At 71.2% G+C, this 18,555-nt stretch carries 17 protein-coding genes; 9 read left to right on the forward strand and 8 right to left on the reverse strand.

The annotated features are described in order from the left end of the window. Positions 1-288: 288 nt before the first annotated feature. Entirely contained in the window at positions 289-1,635 is a 1,347-nt protein-coding gene (locus ACZ56L_RS04525; RefSeq protein ID WP_471061707.1) for a PAS domain-containing protein, read from the forward strand. A gap of 103 nt (positions 1,636-1,738) precedes the next feature. Here ACZ56L_RS04525 and ACZ56L_RS04530 read toward each other — a convergent pair whose 3' ends face one another. Beyond that, complete coding sequence (locus tag ACZ56L_RS04530) at positions 1,739-2,530, reverse strand: hypothetical protein (protein WP_471061405.1); 792 nt, start codon at positions 2,528-2,530, stop codon at positions 1,739-1,741. Between the two features lie 424 nt (positions 2,531-2,954). Here ACZ56L_RS04530 and ACZ56L_RS04535 point away from each other — a divergent pair, with 424 nt between their 5' ends. After that, positions 2,955-3,818, forward strand: a complete 864-nt coding sequence (locus ACZ56L_RS04535; protein ID WP_468684805.1) for an LLM class flavin-dependent oxidoreductase — start codon at positions 2,955-2,957, stop codon at positions 3,816-3,818. Positions 3,819-4,137: 319 nt separating this feature from the next. On the opposite strand, the gene ACZ56L_RS04540 is transcribed toward ACZ56L_RS04535, so the two are convergent. Together ACZ56L_RS04540 and ACZ56L_RS04545 are read right to left on the reverse strand one after the other, a co-directional pair. Further along, entirely contained in the window at positions 4,138-4,536 is a 399-nt protein-coding gene (locus ACZ56L_RS04540) for a GNAT family N-acetyltransferase (RefSeq protein ID WP_471061409.1), read from the reverse strand. 262 nt (positions 4,537-4,798) lie between these two features. Next, complete coding sequence (locus ACZ56L_RS04545) at positions 4,799-5,836, reverse strand: PHP domain-containing protein (RefSeq protein WP_471061412.1); 1,038 nt, start codon at positions 5,834-5,836, stop codon at positions 4,799-4,801. 204 nt (positions 5,837-6,040) lie between these two features. On the opposite strand from ACZ56L_RS04545, the gene ACZ56L_RS04550 reads away from it, so the two are divergent. Both ACZ56L_RS04550 and ACZ56L_RS04555 read left to right on the forward strand, forming a co-directional pair. Further along, entirely contained in the window at positions 6,041-6,652 is a 612-nt protein-coding gene (locus tag ACZ56L_RS04550; protein WP_471061415.1) for a dihydrofolate reductase family protein, read from the forward strand. Then, positions 6,649-7,368 carry a leucine-rich repeat domain-containing protein gene (locus ACZ56L_RS04555; protein WP_471061418.1) on the forward strand — a complete coding sequence of 240 codons (720 nt, stop codon included), beginning with the start codon at positions 6,649-6,651 and terminating at the stop codon, positions 7,366-7,368. The genes ACZ56L_RS04550 and ACZ56L_RS04555 overlap by 4 nt, the downstream gene beginning before the upstream one ends. A gap of 15 nt (positions 7,369-7,383) precedes the next feature. Here ACZ56L_RS04555 and ACZ56L_RS04560 read toward each other — a convergent pair whose 3' ends face one another. Together ACZ56L_RS04560 and ACZ56L_RS04565 are read right to left on the reverse strand one after the other, a co-directional pair. Continuing rightward, on the reverse strand, positions 7,384-7,896 hold the full coding sequence (locus tag ACZ56L_RS04560; protein WP_401759579.1) for an HPP family protein: 513 nt from the start codon (positions 7,894-7,896) through the stop codon (positions 7,384-7,386). After that, complete coding sequence (locus ACZ56L_RS04565; RefSeq protein ID WP_471061421.1) at positions 7,893-8,783, reverse strand: alpha/beta fold hydrolase; 891 nt, start codon at positions 8,781-8,783, stop codon at positions 7,893-7,895. The genes ACZ56L_RS04560 and ACZ56L_RS04565 overlap by 4 nt, the downstream gene beginning before the upstream one ends. 103 nt (positions 8,784-8,886) lie before the next feature. Here ACZ56L_RS04565 and ACZ56L_RS04570 point away from each other — a divergent pair, with 103 nt between their 5' ends. Together ACZ56L_RS04570 and ACZ56L_RS04575 are read left to right on the forward strand one after the other, a co-directional pair. Beyond that, a complete protein-coding gene (locus ACZ56L_RS04570) occupies positions 8,887-9,456 on the forward strand; it encodes a TetR/AcrR family transcriptional regulator (protein ID WP_471061424.1) in 570 nt (189 codons plus the stop codon). Positions 9,457-9,599: 143 nt separating this feature from the next. After that, positions 9,600-10,004: a hypothetical protein gene (locus ACZ56L_RS04575; RefSeq protein WP_471061427.1), complete on the forward strand. Its 405-nt coding sequence runs from the start codon at positions 9,600-9,602 to the stop codon at positions 10,002-10,004. Between the two features lie 253 nt (positions 10,005-10,257). Here the strand turns inward: ACZ56L_RS04575 and ACZ56L_RS04580 are convergent, their stop codons facing one another. Beyond that, the gene (locus ACZ56L_RS04580) at positions 10,258-10,782 is read right to left on the reverse strand and encodes an HAD domain-containing protein (RefSeq protein WP_471061430.1); all 525 of its coding nucleotides are present in this window, start codon (positions 10,780-10,782) and stop codon (positions 10,258-10,260) included. A 307-nt stretch (positions 10,783-11,089) separates the two neighbouring features. After that, on the reverse strand, positions 11,090-11,755 hold the full coding sequence (locus tag ACZ56L_RS04585; RefSeq protein ID WP_468684827.1) for a TetR/AcrR family transcriptional regulator: 666 nt from the start codon (positions 11,753-11,755) through the stop codon (positions 11,090-11,092). 210 nt (positions 11,756-11,965) lie between these two features. Between ACZ56L_RS04585 and ACZ56L_RS04590 the strand changes: the two genes are divergently transcribed. Then, the gene (locus tag ACZ56L_RS04590) at positions 11,966-13,084 is read left to right on the forward strand and encodes a serine hydrolase domain-containing protein (RefSeq protein WP_471061434.1); all 1,119 of its coding nucleotides are present in this window, start codon (positions 11,966-11,968) and stop codon (positions 13,082-13,084) included. Positions 13,085-13,874: 790 nt separating this feature from the next. Here the strand turns inward: ACZ56L_RS04590 and ACZ56L_RS04595 are convergent. After that, positions 13,875-15,488, reverse strand: a complete 1,614-nt coding sequence (locus ACZ56L_RS04595) for a putative glycoside hydrolase (RefSeq protein WP_471061437.1) — start codon at positions 15,486-15,488, stop codon at positions 13,875-13,877. A 224-nt stretch (positions 15,489-15,712) separates the two neighbouring features. Here ACZ56L_RS04595 and ACZ56L_RS04600 point away from each other — a divergent pair, with 224 nt between their 5' ends. Together ACZ56L_RS04600 and ACZ56L_RS04605 are read left to right on the forward strand one after the other, a co-directional pair. After that, positions 15,713-16,723, forward strand: a complete 1,011-nt coding sequence (locus tag ACZ56L_RS04600) for a polysaccharide deacetylase family protein (protein ID WP_401759596.1) — start codon at positions 15,713-15,715, stop codon at positions 16,721-16,723. Positions 16,724-17,290: 567 nt separating this feature from the next. Further along, positions 17,291-18,535 carry a serine hydrolase domain-containing protein gene (locus ACZ56L_RS04605; protein WP_471061441.1) on the forward strand — a complete coding sequence of 415 codons (1,245 nt, stop codon included), beginning with the start codon at positions 17,291-17,293 and terminating at the stop codon, positions 18,533-18,535. Positions 18,536-18,555: the final 20 nt, after the last annotated feature.

The following is an 18,555-nucleotide window of genomic DNA, read 5'->3' on the forward strand; positions in this document are numbered from 1 at the left end:
AGCCTCCACGACTCAGGCAAATGCCTGAATCCCGGCCGGTACGTCCCCCTCCGGATCGCGTCCGGAAGGAGTACGGGCCGCTCCCGGGCCCGAACTTCCCCACACCACCGGCCACTTCGGCAGAAAACCGTCTACGCGCGGGAACGGCGGAGGCTTCCCATGGTCACGTGACTGAGCGTCAGCCAGTCGTATACGGACGGAGACAACACTGTGGACGATTCCCGCCTGAAGGACCTGCTCGCGCACCTCCCCGTGCTCTGGTGGAAGGCCGCCGACGAGCCGTGCCGGATGCGGGAGGGGGGCGGCACCGCGTCCGCCCCGCCGAATCCGGCACGGGGTTTCCCCGACCGGGCGCGCCACGGACTCGCACCGGAGCGGACGGCGGCATGCCACGGCGTCGCGGCGGGACCGCCCCCGGCGTGCCCCGGTCCCGCGGCCGGGCTGTCTCCGGCACAGGACGGCGGACGACCGCTGCCGCTACTGCGTGACGGCCGTGCCGTCGTCCCGGGCCGACCGCTGAACGGCGGCACGCTCCGTGGCCCGGGCCGACCGCTGGACGACAGCGCCCTCCGGGACCCGGGACGGGGAGACGACGGCGCCCCCGGACCCGCGAGAGGGACCGGCACTGCTCCACGGGGGTCTACCCGCTACGAGGCCTTCGCCGACCTCGTGGACCTGGCACCCGCCTCGGCCTTCATCCGGGACAGCGACGGACGCTACCTGTGGGCCAACCACGCCTACGCGCACCTCTACGGCACCGTGCCGGGAGAACTCGTCGGCAAGCGCATCGAGGACTTCGACCCCCCGGCCGAAGCCGACCGGTTCCGGGCCCTGGACCAGGAGATACTCAGCCGCGGCACGCCCGTGCGCCACACCCTGCACTACCGCCGCCCGGACGGCACCGAGGGGCAGGCGGTGGGCCACCGCTTCCCCGTCCGGGAGGACGCGCGGACCTGCGTCGCGGGGATCTACGTGGACGTCACGGACCACCTGCGGGCCACCGTCAGGCGGCAGGCGGCGGAGGAGAGCCTTCAGGCGCTGCGCGACCACAGCGGCCTGGCCTGCGCGCTGCTGACGGCGAACGGGCGCGTGGTCGAAGCGAGCGCGGCAGCCGCCGAACTCTTCCACCTGAACGTGCCGGACCTGCTCGGCCGCCGCGCGCACACCCTGCTGGCCCCCGACCCGGACCTCGACCTCCTGCACCGCAGGTGGAACGGGCTGATCGCACGCCGCACCAGGCGACTGGAGACCTCCGCCGTACTCGTCGACGCCCTGGGCCGCACCCGGCGCGCCCAGCTCCACCTGACGTCGGTCGGCAACCCGGCCCTGCGGGCCCGGCAGGTCTGGGCCGTGGTCACTCACCAGAGCCTGGCCCACGAACCGCACCCCCCGCTCACCGCCGCCCAGGTGAGGATCCTCTCGCTCCTCGCGGAGGGCAGCAGCAACGGAGACATCGCCTCCTCGCTGAACCTGTCCCGGCAGACGGTCGACTACCACCTCAGCCGCCTGCGGGAACTCCTGGGCGCGGCGACCCGCCCCGCACTGGTCGCCCGCGCCTACGTACTGGGCATCCTCGCCCCGCGCGCCTGGCCCCCGCGCCCGGCTGCGGCGCCGCAGCCGTTCAGTACGGCCTGACGGCCCGGCCCGACGGCGGCCCCTTTCCGGGCGACGACCTGCCCGCGCCGGAACACCGTCCACTCCGGCGGCTGGGACGGCTCAGGAACCACCTCGACCCGTGTCACCCCGAGTGCCGGCGCCGACGCCAGAACATCCAGCGCGTGTGACGGCTCGCCGGGCGCCGAAGCGCGCCTTCGGGCCGGCCGGGCCGTGCGGTGCCCGGGGTGGCGTCCGGTCCGGCCGGTTCGGTCGGTTCGGGGGACGAGCGCGCGGGGCCCGGCAGGGGGGTGCGGTCGACGGGTGCGCCCTGCAGACCGTTGCCCGCCGCCTGGTTGTCCTGGTAGTAGGTGATGAGGTCGGCGAACTGGGGCATCCGCCGGCGCAGCCGATCAGCCGCATCGGTGGTGAGTATCTCGCTGTTGAGGGCGATCCTGCCGTCATCACGCAGTGCGGCGCACAGCACCTGACCGCGGGGTGCGTGGTGGTAGCGCGTCCGGGCGCGGAGCCGGGCCTCCCGCAGCTCCAGTTCCTGAGCGGTCGTCCGGCGCTGCTTCGCCCAGCGCAGGTCGTCCTCGATCCTCTGCTCGTGCAGTACCCAGGCCCGCACCCGCACCGCGGCGGAGTATTCCTCCTCGGTCAGGCGCCTGCCGCCCTCCCAGGGCTTGGGCAGGGCCTCCAACTGGGCCACCTGGTGCAGGTAATGACGCTGGAGCGACACGTCCCGGCGTGCGCCGGCGGCGTAGGCGTACTGCCGCAAGCCCTCGATCGTCATCACGAAGTCGGCCCGCAGCATGCCGGCCCAGTTCGTGCTCTCACCGTCACCGGCCACGAGAATGCCCCCCGTCAGGTCCTGTCGTGCCGGGCACTCCGGCTCCCCGTCGGCACCGCCGCGCACGGGCGGGGTGCGCTGCACACGATGATGCTCGCCGTTCGATACGGGCACCAGGGGACGGTGCGGACCCGTCACCGTCCATGCCCGGCGCACTGGCGACACGACGCGCAACCACAGCCGCAGCCGCAGCGGCTGCCCGCACTGGAGATCACCAATGCTGACCGGCCCCCTTCCGCCCTTCGACAACCGGAACGAATCCGCCGCCCCGGCCGCGCGAGGGCGTGGCGGAGGCACAGGGCGTCTGCGGGAAGCTCCCCGAACCCTCGGACTCGTGCTGCCGGCCGGACCATGCGCCTGCACGGCCGGGGCGATGGGGCATACGCCCTGAGAACTGATACGCGCTGGGAAAGGCGCTCAACTCCGCCCCTCCGAGGCCGTGTCGAAGTCGAGCCGCCTGCCCCGGAACCCCATTGCCCTTGCGCGGCCGATTGCACATCCTGCTGGGATGCGCTTCTCCATCAACATCCCCAACTTCGGAGACTTCGCCGACCCCCGCAACGTGGCGGCCGTGGCGGTCGCCGCCGAACAGGCCGGCTGGGACGGACTCTTCGTCTGGGACCACGTACTGCATCGACGACACCAGGGACGCCCCTTCGGAGACCCCTGGATGCTGCTGACCGCAGCCGCGCTGGCGACCTCGCGGATCCGGCTGGGCACGTTACTGACGCCGGTTCCCCGTTGTCGTCCGCAGCAACTCGCCCGCCAGGTGGCCACGCTGGACCATCTCAGTGGCGGCCGGGTGATCTTTGCGGCCGGCTTGGGAGGGCCGGTCGAGGACGAGTACCGCAGCTTCGGAGACACCGCTGAGCCACGGATCCTCGCCGAGCGGCTGGACGAGGGACTGGAGTTGTTGCGGCGCTGGTGGTCCGGCGAGTCGGTGGACCACCATGGCCGGCACTACGAGGTCCGGGACGTGACGCTGCTGCCCGCAACGGTGCAGCAGCCCGGTCCGCCGGTGTGGATCGGCGGGTTCTGGCCGCGTCGCCCGCCGATGCGGCGGGCGGCGAGGTGGGACGGTGCGGTGCCTCTTTTCGAGACGGCCCGGCACGGGCACGTGCCCGATGTGGCAGAGGTTCGTGATCTCGTCGGGTTTGTGCGCGAGCAGCGCACGGACGAGTCCGGGCGGCCCTTCGAGGTCGTGCTCGGCGGTGCCACGTCCTCGGATGCCGCGAAGGCCAGGGACGTGATCGGTCCGCTACGGGACGCCGGTGCCACCTGGTGGGACGAGCGGCAACTCCAGACGGGCCCCGATCTGGATCGCCTGCCCCCGGTGATGCGCCGGATCGAGGCGGGGCCGCCGGTGCTCTGACGACCCGCCCCGTTCTCAGCCGAAGCCGTTGCCGATCGTGACCACAGCCGTATGACACAGGAACCCCCTACAGCTTGAACCGGCACCGAAGCAGATCGGGTACACCGACTGGGCCCGGACAGCTCCGCCCCGCCCGACTGAACGCGGGCCGCCTCCCGAAGGAAACGTGCTCGCCCGTGCAACGCTGGGGCCTGCGTCAGTGCGTACACCTCAGCGCGCCGACCCCGTGCGCGCGAACCATACCCACCGGCCCCGATGAGCCGGGAGACTCCGCATCCGGCGCGAACTCCCGCTCGGGCCGACACCTTCGACGCCCGGTTCAACGCAGAGCGATGAGTCCTGCATCCGTCCGTCGGAAGCCACAGGCGTCGAAGTAGAAGGGACGCAGATGCTCGTCGAAATCAACGTGCAGCCACTCGCAGTTCGCCGAACGGGCCCCACGGGCCGCGGTGGTGACCAGTTCCGTTCCGACACCGGTCTTGCGTAGATCCGGAGTGACCATGGTGTCGAGGATGAAGGCATGAACGCCGCCGTCCCAGGCGACGTTGACGAATCCGACCAGCCTGTCGGCCTCCCGTGCGCAGACCCAGCCGAGGCTGTGACGATGCACTTGTGCGTGCCAGTCCATGGGGATCTGGTCATGCCCGAACGCCTCCGCATGCAGTGCGTTGACGGCTGCGTTGTCGAAATCCCCGCGCCATGCATACGTGATCGTCATGGCCGCATGGTAGGTCGCGCTTCGTCCGAATGATCTCCGGGGACCACGATCACCCGGACCACGAAGTGCTCTCCCGCCGTCAGACGATCACGTGGACATCACACCAAAAGCCCGCCCCGACCTCAGGCCACTTGCGTCCGTTCTCCCGCAACCCGCCCTCCACTCCGTACCTCCAGCCGGCGCACACCTCATCTCCCCGCACAGGCGAACTACCCCGCGCCGACTCGGGACGCGCCGCCACCCCGCCCGCCACCCCCGCCCGTCACCCCGTCCGGCCACCCGCACGACTCGCCCGCGTCCATGCCAGCAGCCCGTCCACGTCCCAGGTGTTCACCACCCGCTCGGTCGGCACCCCGCACTCCTCCGCCCGGGCGCAGCCGATCACCTGCCAGTCCAGTTGGCCGGGGGCGTGCGCGTCGGTGTTCACCGCGAACAGGGTGCCCGCCCGCACCGCCTGGCGCAGCAACCGGCGCGGCGGGTCCAGGCGTTCCGGACGGCTGTTGATCTCCACGGCCGTGCCCGACGCCGCGCACGCCGCGAAGACCTCGTCCGCGTCGAAGGCGGACTCGGGCCTGCCGCGCCCCGTGACCAGCCGCCCCGTGCAGTGCCCCAGCACGTCGGCCCGCGGGTTCTGCACGGCGGCCACCATGCGGCGCGTCATCGCCGCCGCGTCCATCCGCAGCTTGGAGTGCACCGACACCACGACCACGTCGAGCCGCTCCAGCAACTCCGGCTCCTGGTCGAGGGAGCCGTCGTCCAGGATGTCGCACTCGATGCCCGTCAGCAGCCGGAAGGGCGCCCACCGGGCATTCAGCTCCGCCACGAGGTCGAGCTGCTCGGCCAGCCGTTCCGCCGACAGGCCGTGCGCCACGGTCAGGCGGGGGGAGTGGTCGGTGAGGACGGCCCAGTCGTGGCCGACGTCCCGTGCCGCGCGGCCCATCTCCGCCACCGGGCTGCCGCCGTCCGACCAGTCGGAGTGCAGATGACAGTCCCCCTTGAGCAGCGCGCGCAGCCCCGTGCCCGCCCCGCCCTCGACGAGGGGAACTGCCGCCTCCTCCTCCAGACGCGCCAGGTATCCGGGCACCTCACCCGCGAGGGCCTCGCGGATCACACCCCCGGTCGTGGCGCCGATGCCCTTGAGCGACTCCAGGGTCCTGTTCGCGGCCCGCCGGTCCAGTTCGGCGGGAGTCAGTCCTCGTACCACCGTCGCCGCCGTACGGAAGGCCCGCACCCGGTACGTCGGAGCGCGGTGGCGCTCCAGCAGGAACGCGATGCGTTCGAGTGCCTCCGCGGGGCCCATCACTGCCTCCCGTGCTCACCGGTCCGCCTCGTACCTCTTCCGTACCTCCAGGCTCGCCCGACATGCGCCGTACGGCACCTCAGCGGACGCCGTACGGCCCCCCAGCGGACGCCACCCGGCCATGGAATCGGCAGCACCCGACGCGGATCCCGGGCAGACTGCCCCCGTACGCCCTGTGGGCCCCGCCGACGAGGAGGACCTCCGATGCGCAGCGTGACCTGTTCGATGAGCACCTCCCTGGACGGTTACGTCGTCGGCCCGGACGGCCGCTTCGACTGGGCCACGCCCGACGAAGAGACCTTCCGCTTCGCCACCGACGAGGTGCGGGACCTCGGCGTCCACCTGATGGGCCGGCGCCTGTACGAGACGATGCTGTACTGGGAGACCGTCGAGCAGAATCCCGCGCTGGACTTCCCGACCCGGGAGTTCGCCGCCGTCTGGAAGCCGCTTCCCAAGGTGGTGTTCTCCACCACCCTCACAGCCGTGGAGGGCAACGCCCGCCTGGCCTCCGGCGGTCTGGCCAAGGAGATCGAGCGATGGCGGTCCGAGCCGGGGGAGGGGAACATCGCGATCGGCGGTGCGACCCTGGCAGCAGAGGCCGCGGCGCTGGACCTGATCGACGAGTACCGGATCCGGGTCCACCCCGTCCTGGTCGGCGGCGGCACCCCTTTCTTCCCCCGGCACGAACGCCGTGCGGACCTCGAACTCGTCGCCACCCGCACCTTCGGCGCGAAGGTCGTCTTCCAGCACTACCGCGTCGTGCGACACTCCCGCACGACCCGGCAGAGTCCCCGGTACGAAAGCGAGCCGACGTGACCCGCACGCTCAACCTCTGGCGCCACGGGCTCGGCACCGTGCCCGACTCCGTCTGGCAGCGGACCGACCTCCGGGTCCTGATCCTGGCGGACAACGGCCTCACCGCGCTCCCGGCCGCCGTCGCGAAGCTGCGCAACCTCATCACGCTCGACCTCGGCCACAACGCGCTCACCGAAGTACCGCCAGAAATGGGCGAGTTGACCGGTCTCAGCGACTTCCTCTACCTCCACGACAACAAACTCACCCACCTGCCCGCCTCCCTGGGCGATCTGACCAGACTGCGCTACCTCAACATCGGCGAGAACACCCTCACCGGCCTCCCCGCCACCCTCGGCGACATGGCAGGACTCATCGAACTCAGGGCCCAGCACAACCGGCTCGCCGCCCTGCCCGACAGCTTCGGCGGGCTTCACCGCCTGCGCGAACTCTGGCTCCGGGGCAACGTCCTGGACCGCCTGCCCCCGTCCTTCGCGGCCCTGCGCGAACTGCGCCACCTGGACCTGCGCGAGAACTGCTTCACCGACGTGCCGCCCGCCCTGGCCGGGCTGCCCCTCCTCCGCCAGATCGACCTGCGCGGCAACCGACTGAGCCAACTGCCGTCCTGGCTGGCCGACTTGCCCTGCCTGGAGAAACTGGACCTGCGCTGGAACGAGGTCGACCCCGCCCTGCCGCTCCTGGCCGGCCTGGAACGGCAGGGCTGCGTCGTGCTGACCTGACGGCCGACCGCCCCCTCAGCGCCACCCGTACGCGTAACGCGGCAGCACCCGCCCCGCCGCCAGCGCCGCGCCCAGTACCAGCAGCACCCCAGGAACCAACGGATCCAGTACGTACCCCAGGCCCGGGTCCTGAAGGCCGATCGCCGCCGCGGCGGGCACGGCCGGCACGTGCGGCGCCCCTGCCCACGCCATCAGGGCCACCGACACGGCGACCGCGACCGCCGCCGTGTACGGGGAGGGACCCGCGACGGCGGTGACCGCGAGCGCCGTCGCCGCCGCCACCGGATAGGCGACCAGAATCGCCCGGGGCCGGGCGAGCGGCGCCCCCGGAGCGAGCGCGAGCACCGCCGCCGTCGCCACGAACGGGATGGCGAACACGTGCAGCCCGGCCGCCGACTGCGCCACGGCGAGCACCAGCACCAGCCCCAGGGCAACCGCCCCTGTGGTCAGTGCGCCGAGCGCGTCCCGCAGCCGCGCCCCGGGGACCCTGCCCGCCCCGCCCGCCCGCAGGGATTCCGCCCCGCTCACGGATTCCGCCGCAGGAAGTCCCGTACCAGAGAGGCGATCTCACTGCCGTGCGTCTCCAGCGCGAAGTGTCCCGCGTCCAGCAGGTGGATCTCCGCGTCCGGCAGATCCCGCGCGAAGGCCTTCGCCCCCTCGGGCCCGAAGATCTCGTCGCCCGCACCCCACGCGACCAGGGTCGGCGGGCGGTGCGTGCGGAAGTACTCCTGGAAACGCGGGTACTGCTCCACATTGAACTGGTAGTCCCAGAAAAGCTGGAGCTGGATCTCCTTGTTGCCGGGCCGGTCGAGTCCCGCCTGGTCGAGCAGCCACGCCTCGGGCGCGATGCGTTCCCGCCGGTCGGCGGGCACCCCGTGCTCGTACTGCCAGCGGGTCGCCTCGACGGTCAGCAGCTTCCGTACGTCGTCCTCGTGCGCGGCGCGGTCGGCGGCGTGCCGGAAGAGCAGGTCCCAGAAGGGCGTGAACCCCTCCTGGTACGCGTTCCCGCTCTGGGTGATCAGCGCGGTGACCCGGTCCGGCCGGTCGGCGGCGATCCGCAGGCCGATCGGCGCGCCGTAGTCCTGGACGTAGAGGGCGAAACGATCCACTCCGATCCGGTCCAGGAGCCCGCGCGTCACCTCGGTCAACTTCTCGAAGCCGTACGGGAATCGATCGACCGGCGGGGTGGCGGAACGGCCGAATCCGACGTGGTCGGGGGCGATCAGCCAGAACTCGTCGGCGAGTTCGGCCAGCAGTCGCCGGTACATGTGGGAGCTGGACGGAAAGCCGTGCAGCAGCACGAGCGCCGGCCGGGACGGGTCGCCCGCCTCCCGGTAGAAGACCTCGACCCCGTCGACGTCGGCGGACCGGTACCGCACCTCGTGGCTCTCACCGAAAACAGACCCAACAGACACAACTGTCCCCTGCCTCTAGGCGGTCAGCGTGGAGAACGATCGTTCTCCCGCTGTCGGCTACGATAGGAGAACGATGGTTCTCAACGCAAGGGATGATCAGGGAATGGACCCGGAGACCGCCGAGATCCGCGTCCTGGACGCGGCCGAGGCCCTGTTCAACGAGCGCGGCGTGCAGTCCGTCGGCATGGACGCCATCCGCACCGCGTCGGGCGTTTCGCTCAAGCGGCTCTACCAGGCCTACCCCTCGAAGTCGGACCTGTTGGAGGCGGTGCTGCGCCGCCGCGACGAGGCGGTGAACGCGGGCGTCGAGGGCTATGTCACGGGCGGCGAAGACCCGCGCGCCCGGGTGCTGGCCGTGTTCGACTTCCTGGCCGACTGGTTCACCGACCCCGCCTTCCGGGGCTGCGTCTTCATCAACACGTACGGCGAGATGGGCGGCGTCTCGGAAAGCGTGGCCACCGTCGCCCGCGGCCACAAGCTCGGCCTCCGCTCCCGCCTGGCCGAACTCCTGGCGGAAACGGATGTTCCGCCCGCCGCCGGGGAGCCGCTCGCCGCCCAGCTCGCTCTGCTGGCCAACGGCGCGATGGCCACGGCCGCCATCACGGGCGCGCCCGACACCGCCCAGCAGGCGAAAGCGGCGGCGGAGCTGCTGCTGGACGCGGCGGGGGCGTGATCCCGCGCGGAGGGCGTCGACGCAGGCCGGGGGAGCGGGCCTGCCGCGTACGACTTCACTTGCACGTGCGGCAGCAACCACGTATCGAGAGCGACGAGCAACACCAGAGCGGCTGTTGAGCAACGCTTCCGTCCGCCTCAGAAATGCCCGTCAAAACGGAACCGAACGATCAACTGAGCACGGCACAGCGCCACCCCGCACCGCTGCCTCGCCAATGCGGCGATCAACCGGGACCGCCAGATGTCGCCGGCCGCGTCGTGCTCGGCTTCGGCCACGACCCCGTGTCACCGATCGCGGAGCGCTTCGGCGACACCGTCCGGCTCACCGGCAACGCCGAGCAAGCCGAGCAAAGCGACAGTCCGGTGATCGAGCTGTCCGTCGCTGAGCTCCACGACCTGCTCGCCGGTGCCGAGCGCGACCTCGCCGACTTCCTGGCTCTGGCAGCCGACTGGGCCTCCAGGCACCTCCCTGACCACTGCGCTGCCGTCACAGCCGCCATCGCCCGCCTCGTCGACCTGCCCGTGCCCGCCATTGCCGTCAAGGCGTAGGGCGGCGGGCATGGCTTCGCCGGTCACAGCGGGGCCCTGCACTGTCATGGCGAGCTGCGAGATGAGCATGTCCGCGGGTGCCTGTCTGGGCACTTCGTGACATCAGAAAAAAGCACCCCCTGAATGAGTGGGGCGAGCTGGTGGGCCCAGGCATGCGCGGGAGAAGTCTTCGAGGCGACCCGCGCTGGCGGGAGACCGGCGCGAAATGGCGCACGTACGTGATGGACCTCACCGAACGGGAAGAATGAGCCCATTACCCCTGATGCTGCCTCAGCCAGTGATCAAGGACGGTGAAGTCCTCGTTCGTAAGTCCATGTCGGGGGTCGACACGATGCAGGAGGGCGTGCCCTGGCTGGTGTGCTTCCACCCAGGCATGGTCGGCGTCTGTGATTTCGTCGTCGAGCCAGGCATAGGGGCGTCCGGCCGCCCATCGAAAGAGGTCGATGGTCTTCCAATGAAGCCCGTTCTGCTCGTCTTTGGGGGACGGCTCGGCCCAGTCCACCACGGGGAGCTCGGGCAGGCCGAGCCACGGGGCGAGGCAGTCGTTCGCGTCGTGCATCCACGTGGTGGCCCATACGAGCTCGCACGGCAGCGCCATCAGCCGGGGGCCGTGCGCCGGATTGATCCGGGTGATCAGCGGACTCGCGTCGCCTCTCGGCCTGTAGTGCCGGGACCGGTAGGTCGGGTATCCGTTCGGAAGCTGTTGCCGGGTTGCCCCGAAGGGAATGAGTGGCCCATCGACATCGAGAAAGAGAAGAGGCAGTTGTGAACCGGTCACGACTGCACGATAGCGGTGTTCATGGTCATGAGGCCGTGACCCGAGACCGGTTTCCGGGCAGGGCGGTCCCCCTTCGGAAAGGCAGCGGGAGCGCCGCTGAGCACCAGGATGGAAGAAGCTTCGGCAGGTGGAAGCGGCGGCCCACGCACAATCCACCACCGCGCTACAAGTGACACGCGGTGTACGCAGTCGAGCACCACAGGCAAGGCCCCCGCCCCTCGGCGCGCGACACGGTCGAACTCGGGGTCGACGCCGCACAAGGAAACCTCCTGCGCCTCCCTCCGCGCGCGACACATCCAGCCCCCGGCTACTTCACCCGCCCCGCAGCCTCAATGTGCGCCAGTTGGACCGCGAGGATCTCCTCGAACGCGGCCCGACGGTCCACCCCGAGCGGCCGGATGTCACGCGCGAAGTGGGCCAGGGCCGGAAAACGCTCAGGGTCGGCGCCCAGCACCGCGACCCGGAACAGCTCCATCCCCTGTTCGTACTCCGCCGAATCGCTCGCGACGAGCGAGGCCTCGGAAGCGATCAACGCGGAGAACAACACCACGATCCGGTGGTAGTACACGGGAACGTCCGCGTCCGGCACCCCCGACTTGCGCAGCGCCTGCAGCACTTCCTCCATGACCATGCGGGAACCGGCGCCGCTCGACGCGTACCGACCCCACACCGCGGCAAGTTGCGGCTGCTCCCCGAAGGCCTCCCGCACCCGCAGCGCCAGAGCGGTGATGTGCTGCTTCCAGTCCCCTCCGGACTCGACCTGCCGGCCGTCCATGGCGGCGAACAGCACCCGGTCGGCGACCGCCCGCATCAGCTCGGTCTTGCTGCGGAAGTGCCGGTACAGGCTGGAGGAGTCGGTCCCGAGGGCCGTGGCCAGCTTGCGCAGGCTGAACGCGTCCGCGTCGCTCGTACGCAGCAGCTCCGCGGCCGCATCCAAGATCTCCTCGGTCGACCAGCGCCTGCGCCCCGCCATGATGCTCCTCTCGTCCGGCTCTCACCCTAACTTACGCCCACGGCAATGCACTTGGCGTTGCACGCACCGCGTGCATAATGAGGACGACGGCATGCCGCGCAGCCACCGAGGAGTCGCGCCGCCATGCCGGCCGTGCCTTGCTGCCCGCCGGAGGGACACCTGTCCGACAGGTGCATCCCGCCCTGCGACGACGAAAGGACCCGCTTCGCCATGCGGAACCCGCTCGATGCCACAGCACTGAACGAAGCCCTCGAAGACGTCCACCACGCCGGAGTGCCGGGCCTGTTCGCCGAGATACGCAACAGCGACGAGACCTGGCGCGGCGCCGCCGGAGTCGCCGACCGCACCACCGGCCGGCCCATCAGCGCCGACATGAAGCACCGCATCGGCAGCGTCACCAAGACCTTCACCGCCGCCGCGGTCCTGCAACAGGCCGAAAGAGGCACCATCGGCCTCGACGCCCCGATCGGCGCCTACCTCCCGCACCTGGTGCCCGGGTCACGCGGCGAGACGATCACGGTGCGGATGCTGCTCAACCACACCAGCGGCCTCGCCGAGTACCTCCCGTACGTCTACACCTCGCTCCGGGCCTTCCCTGACCTCGCGCGCACCACCCCCGAGTGCTTCGACGAGCACCGCCACACCCACTTCGACCGCACCGACCTGATCAGGCTCGGCGTTACGGCCCCCGCCTTCGGTCCGCCGGGCGGCGCCCCGGGCCTCTACTCCAACACCAACTACCTGCTCCTCGCCGCCCTTCTCGAACACGTCACGGGCATTCCCGCCGAGGACTGCATCACCGAGAACGTCATCCGGCGCGCCGGCCTGCACGACACCGAGTTCCCGACCGGCCCCCACATCGACGGCCCGCACTCACGTCTCTACGAGTCCTGGTTCGGCAAGATCGACCCGCCCCGCGACTACAGCGTCTTCGACATGTCCTACGCGGGTCCGTCGGCCAACCTGACATCCACCGTCGCCGACCTCAACCGCTTCTACGCGGCCCTCCTGTCCGGCACGATCATCTCCCCGTCCTCCCTGACGGAAATGCAGCAGACCACCCAGGTCGTCTCGCAGGAACTCAGTACCATCCCCTACGGCCTCGGCCTCCACCCGGTCGAGTCCTCCGGTGGGCAGACCTTCTGGGGCCACGGCGGCACCGTCTGGGGCGGCGGCACCCTGGCCCTGATCCGAGCCGACGGCCAACGCCAACTCGCCCTCGCGTTGAACCTCCAGAGGTGGAACACCCTCGACGCCTCGGGCCGCCCCGAGCCCCACCCCATCGACAAGGCCCTCGCGACCTTCTACGACCTGGCCATGAACGCCTGACCAGCCCATGACCGGAGCCCGCAGGAATACGAAGAGTGAACTCCGGGCCGCCTGAAAGCCCTTGCACCTGCTCAGGGCCCGGCGGCTGCTGCAACGCACAGTCAGGACATGCCTGCGCGACGGGCAACGGCTGGTGCAGCACTGGGGCAGCGGCTCGATGAGTGCGGGAACTCCCAGGCGGGCAAGGTGCGTGTCCTGCTCACGGCAGCGTGCCGACGCCCGTCCGCTCCGACGGCAGATTCCACCGTCGGGGAGAGGGAGGGACGCACTGGTCGGTGTGCGACCGAGCGCGGTTCCACGGGCATCGCGCCCAGTCGTCACGGGCGAGTTTCCCGTGAGCGGGGGGAAGGCGATGCCCGCCACTGGAATGGGAAGAGTGCCCCGATGCGCCGAGCGGCACTCGACCTCACGGCGGGGCGCTCGTACGACTGGGACCCCGGCCCGCGGCCCAGAACGGCGAGGGCATCGTGACCCTGCCCGCCGAACTGACGGACCTGCTGCGGGAGGTGGAACCCGGCATCGAACAGCCCCTGCCGGAATACCCCGGAGACCGGTGACACCCGGAAGCCCGGTGGGTTCGTGCCGTCTGCGTGACCGGCGCGAACCTACCGGGCTCCGAGCGTCACCGGCGCCGGGCGGCGGCGGTGAAGACCACCCCCTGCGGTGACTTGCCCCGTCCCCCTCCCGCACACCGGCCACCGGCGGTGGCGGCTGCGGTCCGGCACGACGTCCGGCCCCCGGGCTCAGACCGGGAGCTCGGACGTCTGGACGGACCCTGGCCTTCTCCGGCTCAGCGCGCGGCGATCGCCTGGAGTGCCGCGCCCTGGTAGCGGGCCCCGGCGTTCCAGAGGATGAAGGAGTTCATCTTGTTCGCCGCCGCGGCCTTGATCTGCTCGGCCACCTGGGCCGGGCCGTAGGTGCTCCCCATGGAGAAGTCCTGCAGCCACGGGACCACCTCGCTCTGGGTGCCCTTCGTCTGCCGGGCGAAGTCGGCGAGAGAGCGCTGCACGATCGCGTACGGAGCGGTGTCGGGGTTGGCCACCCCGTACTCTCCCGGACCCCAGTGGGACGGGTAGACCATCGGCGCGATGTAGTCGCTCACCTTGGCCAGGGCGGGGATGTCCTGGGCGATCTCGGTGGGCCGGGTGGCCGCTATGCCGAAGACGGAGACCCCGAGGTACTTGCCGGTCGAGCCCATCGCCGTCCGGGTGTCGGCGACGAACGAGGTGATGGCCTGTTCCGGCGTGCGGGAGCCGATGCCGGGGAAGCGCATGCCCGACAGCGGGCCGTCGGGGCGGCGCACGTAGTCGTACAGGATGTCGTCGAAACCGAGCTTGGCCGCTTCGACGGCGAGGTCCTGGTTGTACTTGCGGACCGTGGGGTCGGCGAAGTTGGTGAAGGCGAGGGCGCCGTAGTTGCCGCCGCCGTAGGGCTGCCCGCCCGAGGTCAGTACGACCTGGTCGCGCTGGCCGGACTTCCAGGCCGCCGTGGCGAGCTTGGGGTCGCGGAAGGCGACGATGCGCCCGATGACCTGGGCGCCGGCCGCGTGGATCTCCGCCACCGCCTTGCGCGCGTCGTAATAGCCCTTGGCCGCGCCGACCTTGCGTGCCAGCGGCACCTGCGAGGCGTACCCGACCTCGCCGTCCTCGTCCTTCACGTCCAGCTGTACGGCGTTGAGCTTGCCGCTGCGCACGAGGTCGAGGACGCCCTTGCGCAGAGTGTCGTCGCCCCAGCCGATGGCGGTGATGTGCGCGGCCCGGATGACGGGCCGACGGCCCTGGGCCGACACGGAGCGGGTCGTGGTGTTGCCTGCGCGGTCGACGGCGGCCACCTGGACCGTCGGCGTCCCCTTGGGCACGGTCACCCGGAACGCACCGGCCTCGTCGACGGGAACCTCCTTGCCGTCGACGGTCACCGTCGATCCTGCGGCGGCTTTCCCGGTGAGCGTCACCGGTTCGTCCGACTTCTTCACCTCGGGGTTCGCGACCGCCAACTCGGGAGCGGTGGTGTCCACGGTGAAGTCGACGACCTCCCGGGAGGAGCCGAACGGGAATCCGCCGTCACCCTCGATCACCAGGGTGTGCTGCCCCTCGGTCAGGCGCGGAAGCGCGAGCTTCAGCCTGTCGCCCTCCGGCTTGGCGGGCACGGCTCTGCCGTCGAGGGTGGTGCGCAGGCCCTCGGCGCCGTCGGCGGTGTCCAGGTAAGCGTTCACCTGCGCGGCCCGGCGCTTGTCCAGCACGTCTCCGTCGGCCAGACCCTGCACGCCGGGGCCGGGGCTCAGAAGCGTCCATGCTCCGACGCCGGCCCCGGTCACGGCGAGCAGGCCGGCCGTCGCCAACAGAGTGCGTTTGCCCGTACGGCGTCGCCGACGGGGGGTGGGCTCGGGGTCCGATATGCCGCGCATAGCCATCTTGGTGCCCTTCGTGTCCTTCAGCGCTGGGTGGCTGGGGGATGTCCTTTCACTGATTGCCGCGCGGCTGCGCCACCACTACCGATTCGCGTCGATCCCACCCGGTCGGGCGTATGCCGTCGCCGCGCGGCGGCTGCGCCATCCGGGGGCCGTGCGGTACGGGAAATCCCCAGGCCGGTAGGGATGACGCGACACGTCCGTCTTGGAGGTTTCCCACCATGCGTCATGCCCTGCTCCCGCTCTGCGTCCTCACCGGCGCCGCCCTGCTCACCACCGGCTGCTCCTCGGGAGCGCCACCGGCCGCCGTGGGCCGACCGGCAGCCGCCTCTCCCGCGGCAGCGAGTTCCGCCGCGGCGGTGAACCCGGCGGAACTGGGCGTCAACGAGCTCGGCCAAGTGCCGGTCCTGATGTACCACCAGCTCACCGAGAAGCCCGCGAGCGTCTACGACCGCACTCCGGCCGACTTCCGGGCCGAGCTCGAACGCCTCGCCCGCGAGAAGTACGTGCCGGTCACCGCCCGGGACTTCCAGAAGGGCCGCATCGCCACGCCGGCCGGAACGCACCCGGTGGTCCTCACCTTCGACGACTCGACCAACAGCCAGCTCCGCCTCGGCGACAACGGTGAGCCCGTCCCCGGCACGGCCGCCGCGATCCTGGCGGAGACGGCGCGCAAGTACCCCGCCTTCAAGCCGGTGGCCACGTTCTTCGTCAACGCGGACGCCTTCGGGGCCACCGGCCCCGGCAAGGCGCTGACCTGGCTGACAAAGCACGGGTACGAGGTCGGCAACCACACCGATCAGCACCAGAACCTCCGCTCCCTGGACCAGGCGGGCGCCGCCCGCGCCATCGCCGCCGGTCAGCAGGCGATCGAGAAGGCCGCCCCGGGGACCGCCGTCACCTCGCTGGCCCTGCCCTTCGGGGCGATGCCCCAGCCGGCCTCGGTGGCCGCGCGGGGCCCCGGCTACCGCTACGACGGGGTCTACCTCGTCGGCTCCAACCCCGCGGTCTCGCCGTTCGCCAAGGACTTCAAGCCCACCGCGATCCCACGGATCCGTTCGGCCGGCCCCAAGGACGAGGACGCCGAACTGGGTTCCGCACGCTGGCTGGACCGGCTCGCCGCGCAGAAGAGCTGGTACGTGTCCGACGGCGACCCGCGCACGGTCGCCTTCCCCCGCTCCGCCCAGGAGAAGCTCGCCCCGGCCTTCTCCGGAATGGCGCGTCCCTACTAGACCCTCCGGAATGGCGCGTCCCTACTAGACCGCCTCCGCCCGAAGGGCCTTGAGCGGGTCCGCGGAGCCAGAGGACGAAGGACGCGGGATGCACTCCGGTCCGGCAGCGGTCGGCGGCGGTTCTCCGTGCCGGGTGGTCTTCCTGGGCCGGGGCTGCGGGTTTCGGTGCGCGGACCGGGCAGGGCAAGTGCGGCCGTAGGGTCCGGAACCCGTCTGCGGACTCGGGCCGGAGCGAGGCGTACAGGCCCGGCCGGCTTTGCCCGGGGCGACGGAGGCCCGCCGCGGCTTCACGGCTGCGGCGGGGCCGGTGGGGGCGGCGGTCCCGAGCCACCTCCGGCGTTCTCCGGACCACCGGCTCTGAGGTCCGTCCGGAGACGGATCAGCGCGCCTGCGATGGGAGCGAACTCGCCCATGCGGTCGCAGGGCGCAACGACTGCCGCCGACGGTGGGGATTTCCCCCGGGACGATGTACCTGCTGCCCGTATGGGCTTGTGGATCTTGAACGGAGAGCCTTGAGGGGTCCGGCCGCGCACCGCGTCCGACGTCCGTGTCCCAGGAAGGTTCTCCATGTCCGATCGTTCCGCCGACCGTTCTCCCCGGCAGCCCGAGACGCCCGCGCGGGTCCTGACCCCGGCCGCGCGCCGTCGCGGCATCGCGGCGGTGGCCGTGCTCGCCGCCGCGCTCGCCGCCGGAAGCGTCCTGCCCGCATCCGCGGCGTCCACCGCGACCCCGGCGGCCACCGCCGCCGCGTCCGACACACGGGACGCCGCGCTGCGCCAGGGGCTGTCCGGCCTCGTCCAGAAGGACAAGTACCCGGCGGCTCTCGCCGCCACCGTCGACCGGGACGGGAAGACCCGCAACTACGCATACGGCACGGGCGACGTGAGAACCGGTGCGCCCGCCCCCGTCGACGGCCAGGTGCGAGCCGGCAGCAACACCAAGACCTTCGTCGCGGCCGTCGTGCTGCAAATCGTCGGCGAGGGGAAGGTCGACCTCGACGCCCCCATCGAGAAGTACCTGCCGAAGCTGGTGCGCGGCAAGGGCATCGACGGCCGCAAGATCACGGTCCGGCAGATCCTCAACCACACCAGTGGCGTGCCGAACTACACGGAGCACATGCTCGACGACCTGCTCGGCAAGGACCTCCACACCTACTACCAGCCGCGCGCGCTCCTGGACGGCGCGCTGGAGCACGAGGCCCTGTTCGCGCCGGGGGAGAAGTGGTCGTACAGCAACACCAACTACGTGCTCGCGGGGCTGCTGGTCGAGAAGGTCACCGGGCGTCCGCTGGCTGAGGAGATCACGCGCCGCGTCATCGACCGCGCGGGGCTGCGGCACACGTACTTCCCGAACGTCGGGGAGCAGCGCATCCGCGGCAAGCACCCGAAGGCGTACCACTCTTCGAAGCCGGGAGCGCCGCTGGTCGACGTCACCGAACTGGACCCGTCGTGGAGCTGGGCCGCCGGACAGATCGTCTCCTCGCCCAGTGACCTGAACCGGTTCTTCAAGGCCCTGTTCGACGGCAAGCTGCTGAAGCCCGCGCAGATCAAGCAGATGCGTACGACCGTCGCGGTGCCCGACCAGTGGAACGGCAAGCAGGTTCGCTACGGGCTCGGGGTGATGAGCACGGCGCTGAGCTGCGGCGGCGTGATGTGGGGCCACGGCGGCGACATCCCGGGCCACGCCACCCGCATCGGCGTCACGGACGACGGCCGCGCGACTGCCATCGCCCTCACGGCGAACGCGGCTCCGACGCCGCAGGGCCCGGAACACGCGCTGGCGGTGCTGGACGCGTCGTTCTGCAAGAAGTAGGGGCGAGCGGCGCGAACAAA

It is taken from the genome of Streptomyces sp. NPDC039736, assembly GCF_055596485.1.

Excerpts from the sequence above, each read along its gene's own strand:
- ACZ56L_RS04525 (WP_471061707.1), top strand. The coding sequence starts at position 289 with ATGCGGGAGGGGGGCGGCACCGCGTCCGCCCCGCCGAATCCGGCACGG.
- ACZ56L_RS04535 (WP_468684805.1), top strand. The coding sequence starts at position 2,955 with ATGCGCTTCTCCATCAACATCCCCAACTTCGGAGACTTCGCCGACCCC.
- ACZ56L_RS04540 (WP_471061409.1), bottom strand. The coding sequence starts at position 4,536 with ATGACGATCACGTATGCATGGCGCGGGGATTTCGACAACGCAGCCGTC.
- ACZ56L_RS04545 (WP_471061412.1), bottom strand. The coding sequence starts at position 5,836 with ATGGGCCCCGCGGAGGCACTCGAACGCATCGCGTTCCTGCTGGAGCGC.
- ACZ56L_RS04550 (WP_471061415.1), top strand. The coding sequence starts at position 6,041 with ATGCGCAGCGTGACCTGTTCGATGAGCACCTCCCTGGACGGTTACGTC.
- ACZ56L_RS04570 (WP_471061424.1), top strand. The coding sequence starts at position 8,887 with ATGGACCCGGAGACCGCCGAGATCCGCGTCCTGGACGCGGCCGAGGCC.
- ACZ56L_RS04575 (WP_471061427.1), top strand. The coding sequence starts at position 9,600 with ATGCCCGTCAAAACGGAACCGAACGATCAACTGAGCACGGCACAGCGC.
- ACZ56L_RS04585 (WP_468684827.1), bottom strand. The coding sequence starts at position 11,755 with ATGGCGGGGCGCAGGCGCTGGTCGACCGAGGAGATCTTGGATGCGGCC.
- ACZ56L_RS04590 (WP_471061434.1), top strand. The coding sequence starts at position 11,966 with ATGCGGAACCCGCTCGATGCCACAGCACTGAACGAAGCCCTCGAAGAC.
- ACZ56L_RS04595 (WP_471061437.1), bottom strand. The coding sequence starts at position 15,488 with ATGCGCGGCATATCGGACCCCGAGCCCACCCCCCGTCGGCGACGCCGT.
- ACZ56L_RS04600 (WP_401759596.1), top strand. The coding sequence starts at position 15,713 with ATGCGTCATGCCCTGCTCCCGCTCTGCGTCCTCACCGGCGCCGCCCTG.
- ACZ56L_RS04605 (WP_471061441.1), top strand. The coding sequence starts at position 17,291 with ATGTCCGATCGTTCCGCCGACCGTTCTCCCCGGCAGCCCGAGACGCCC.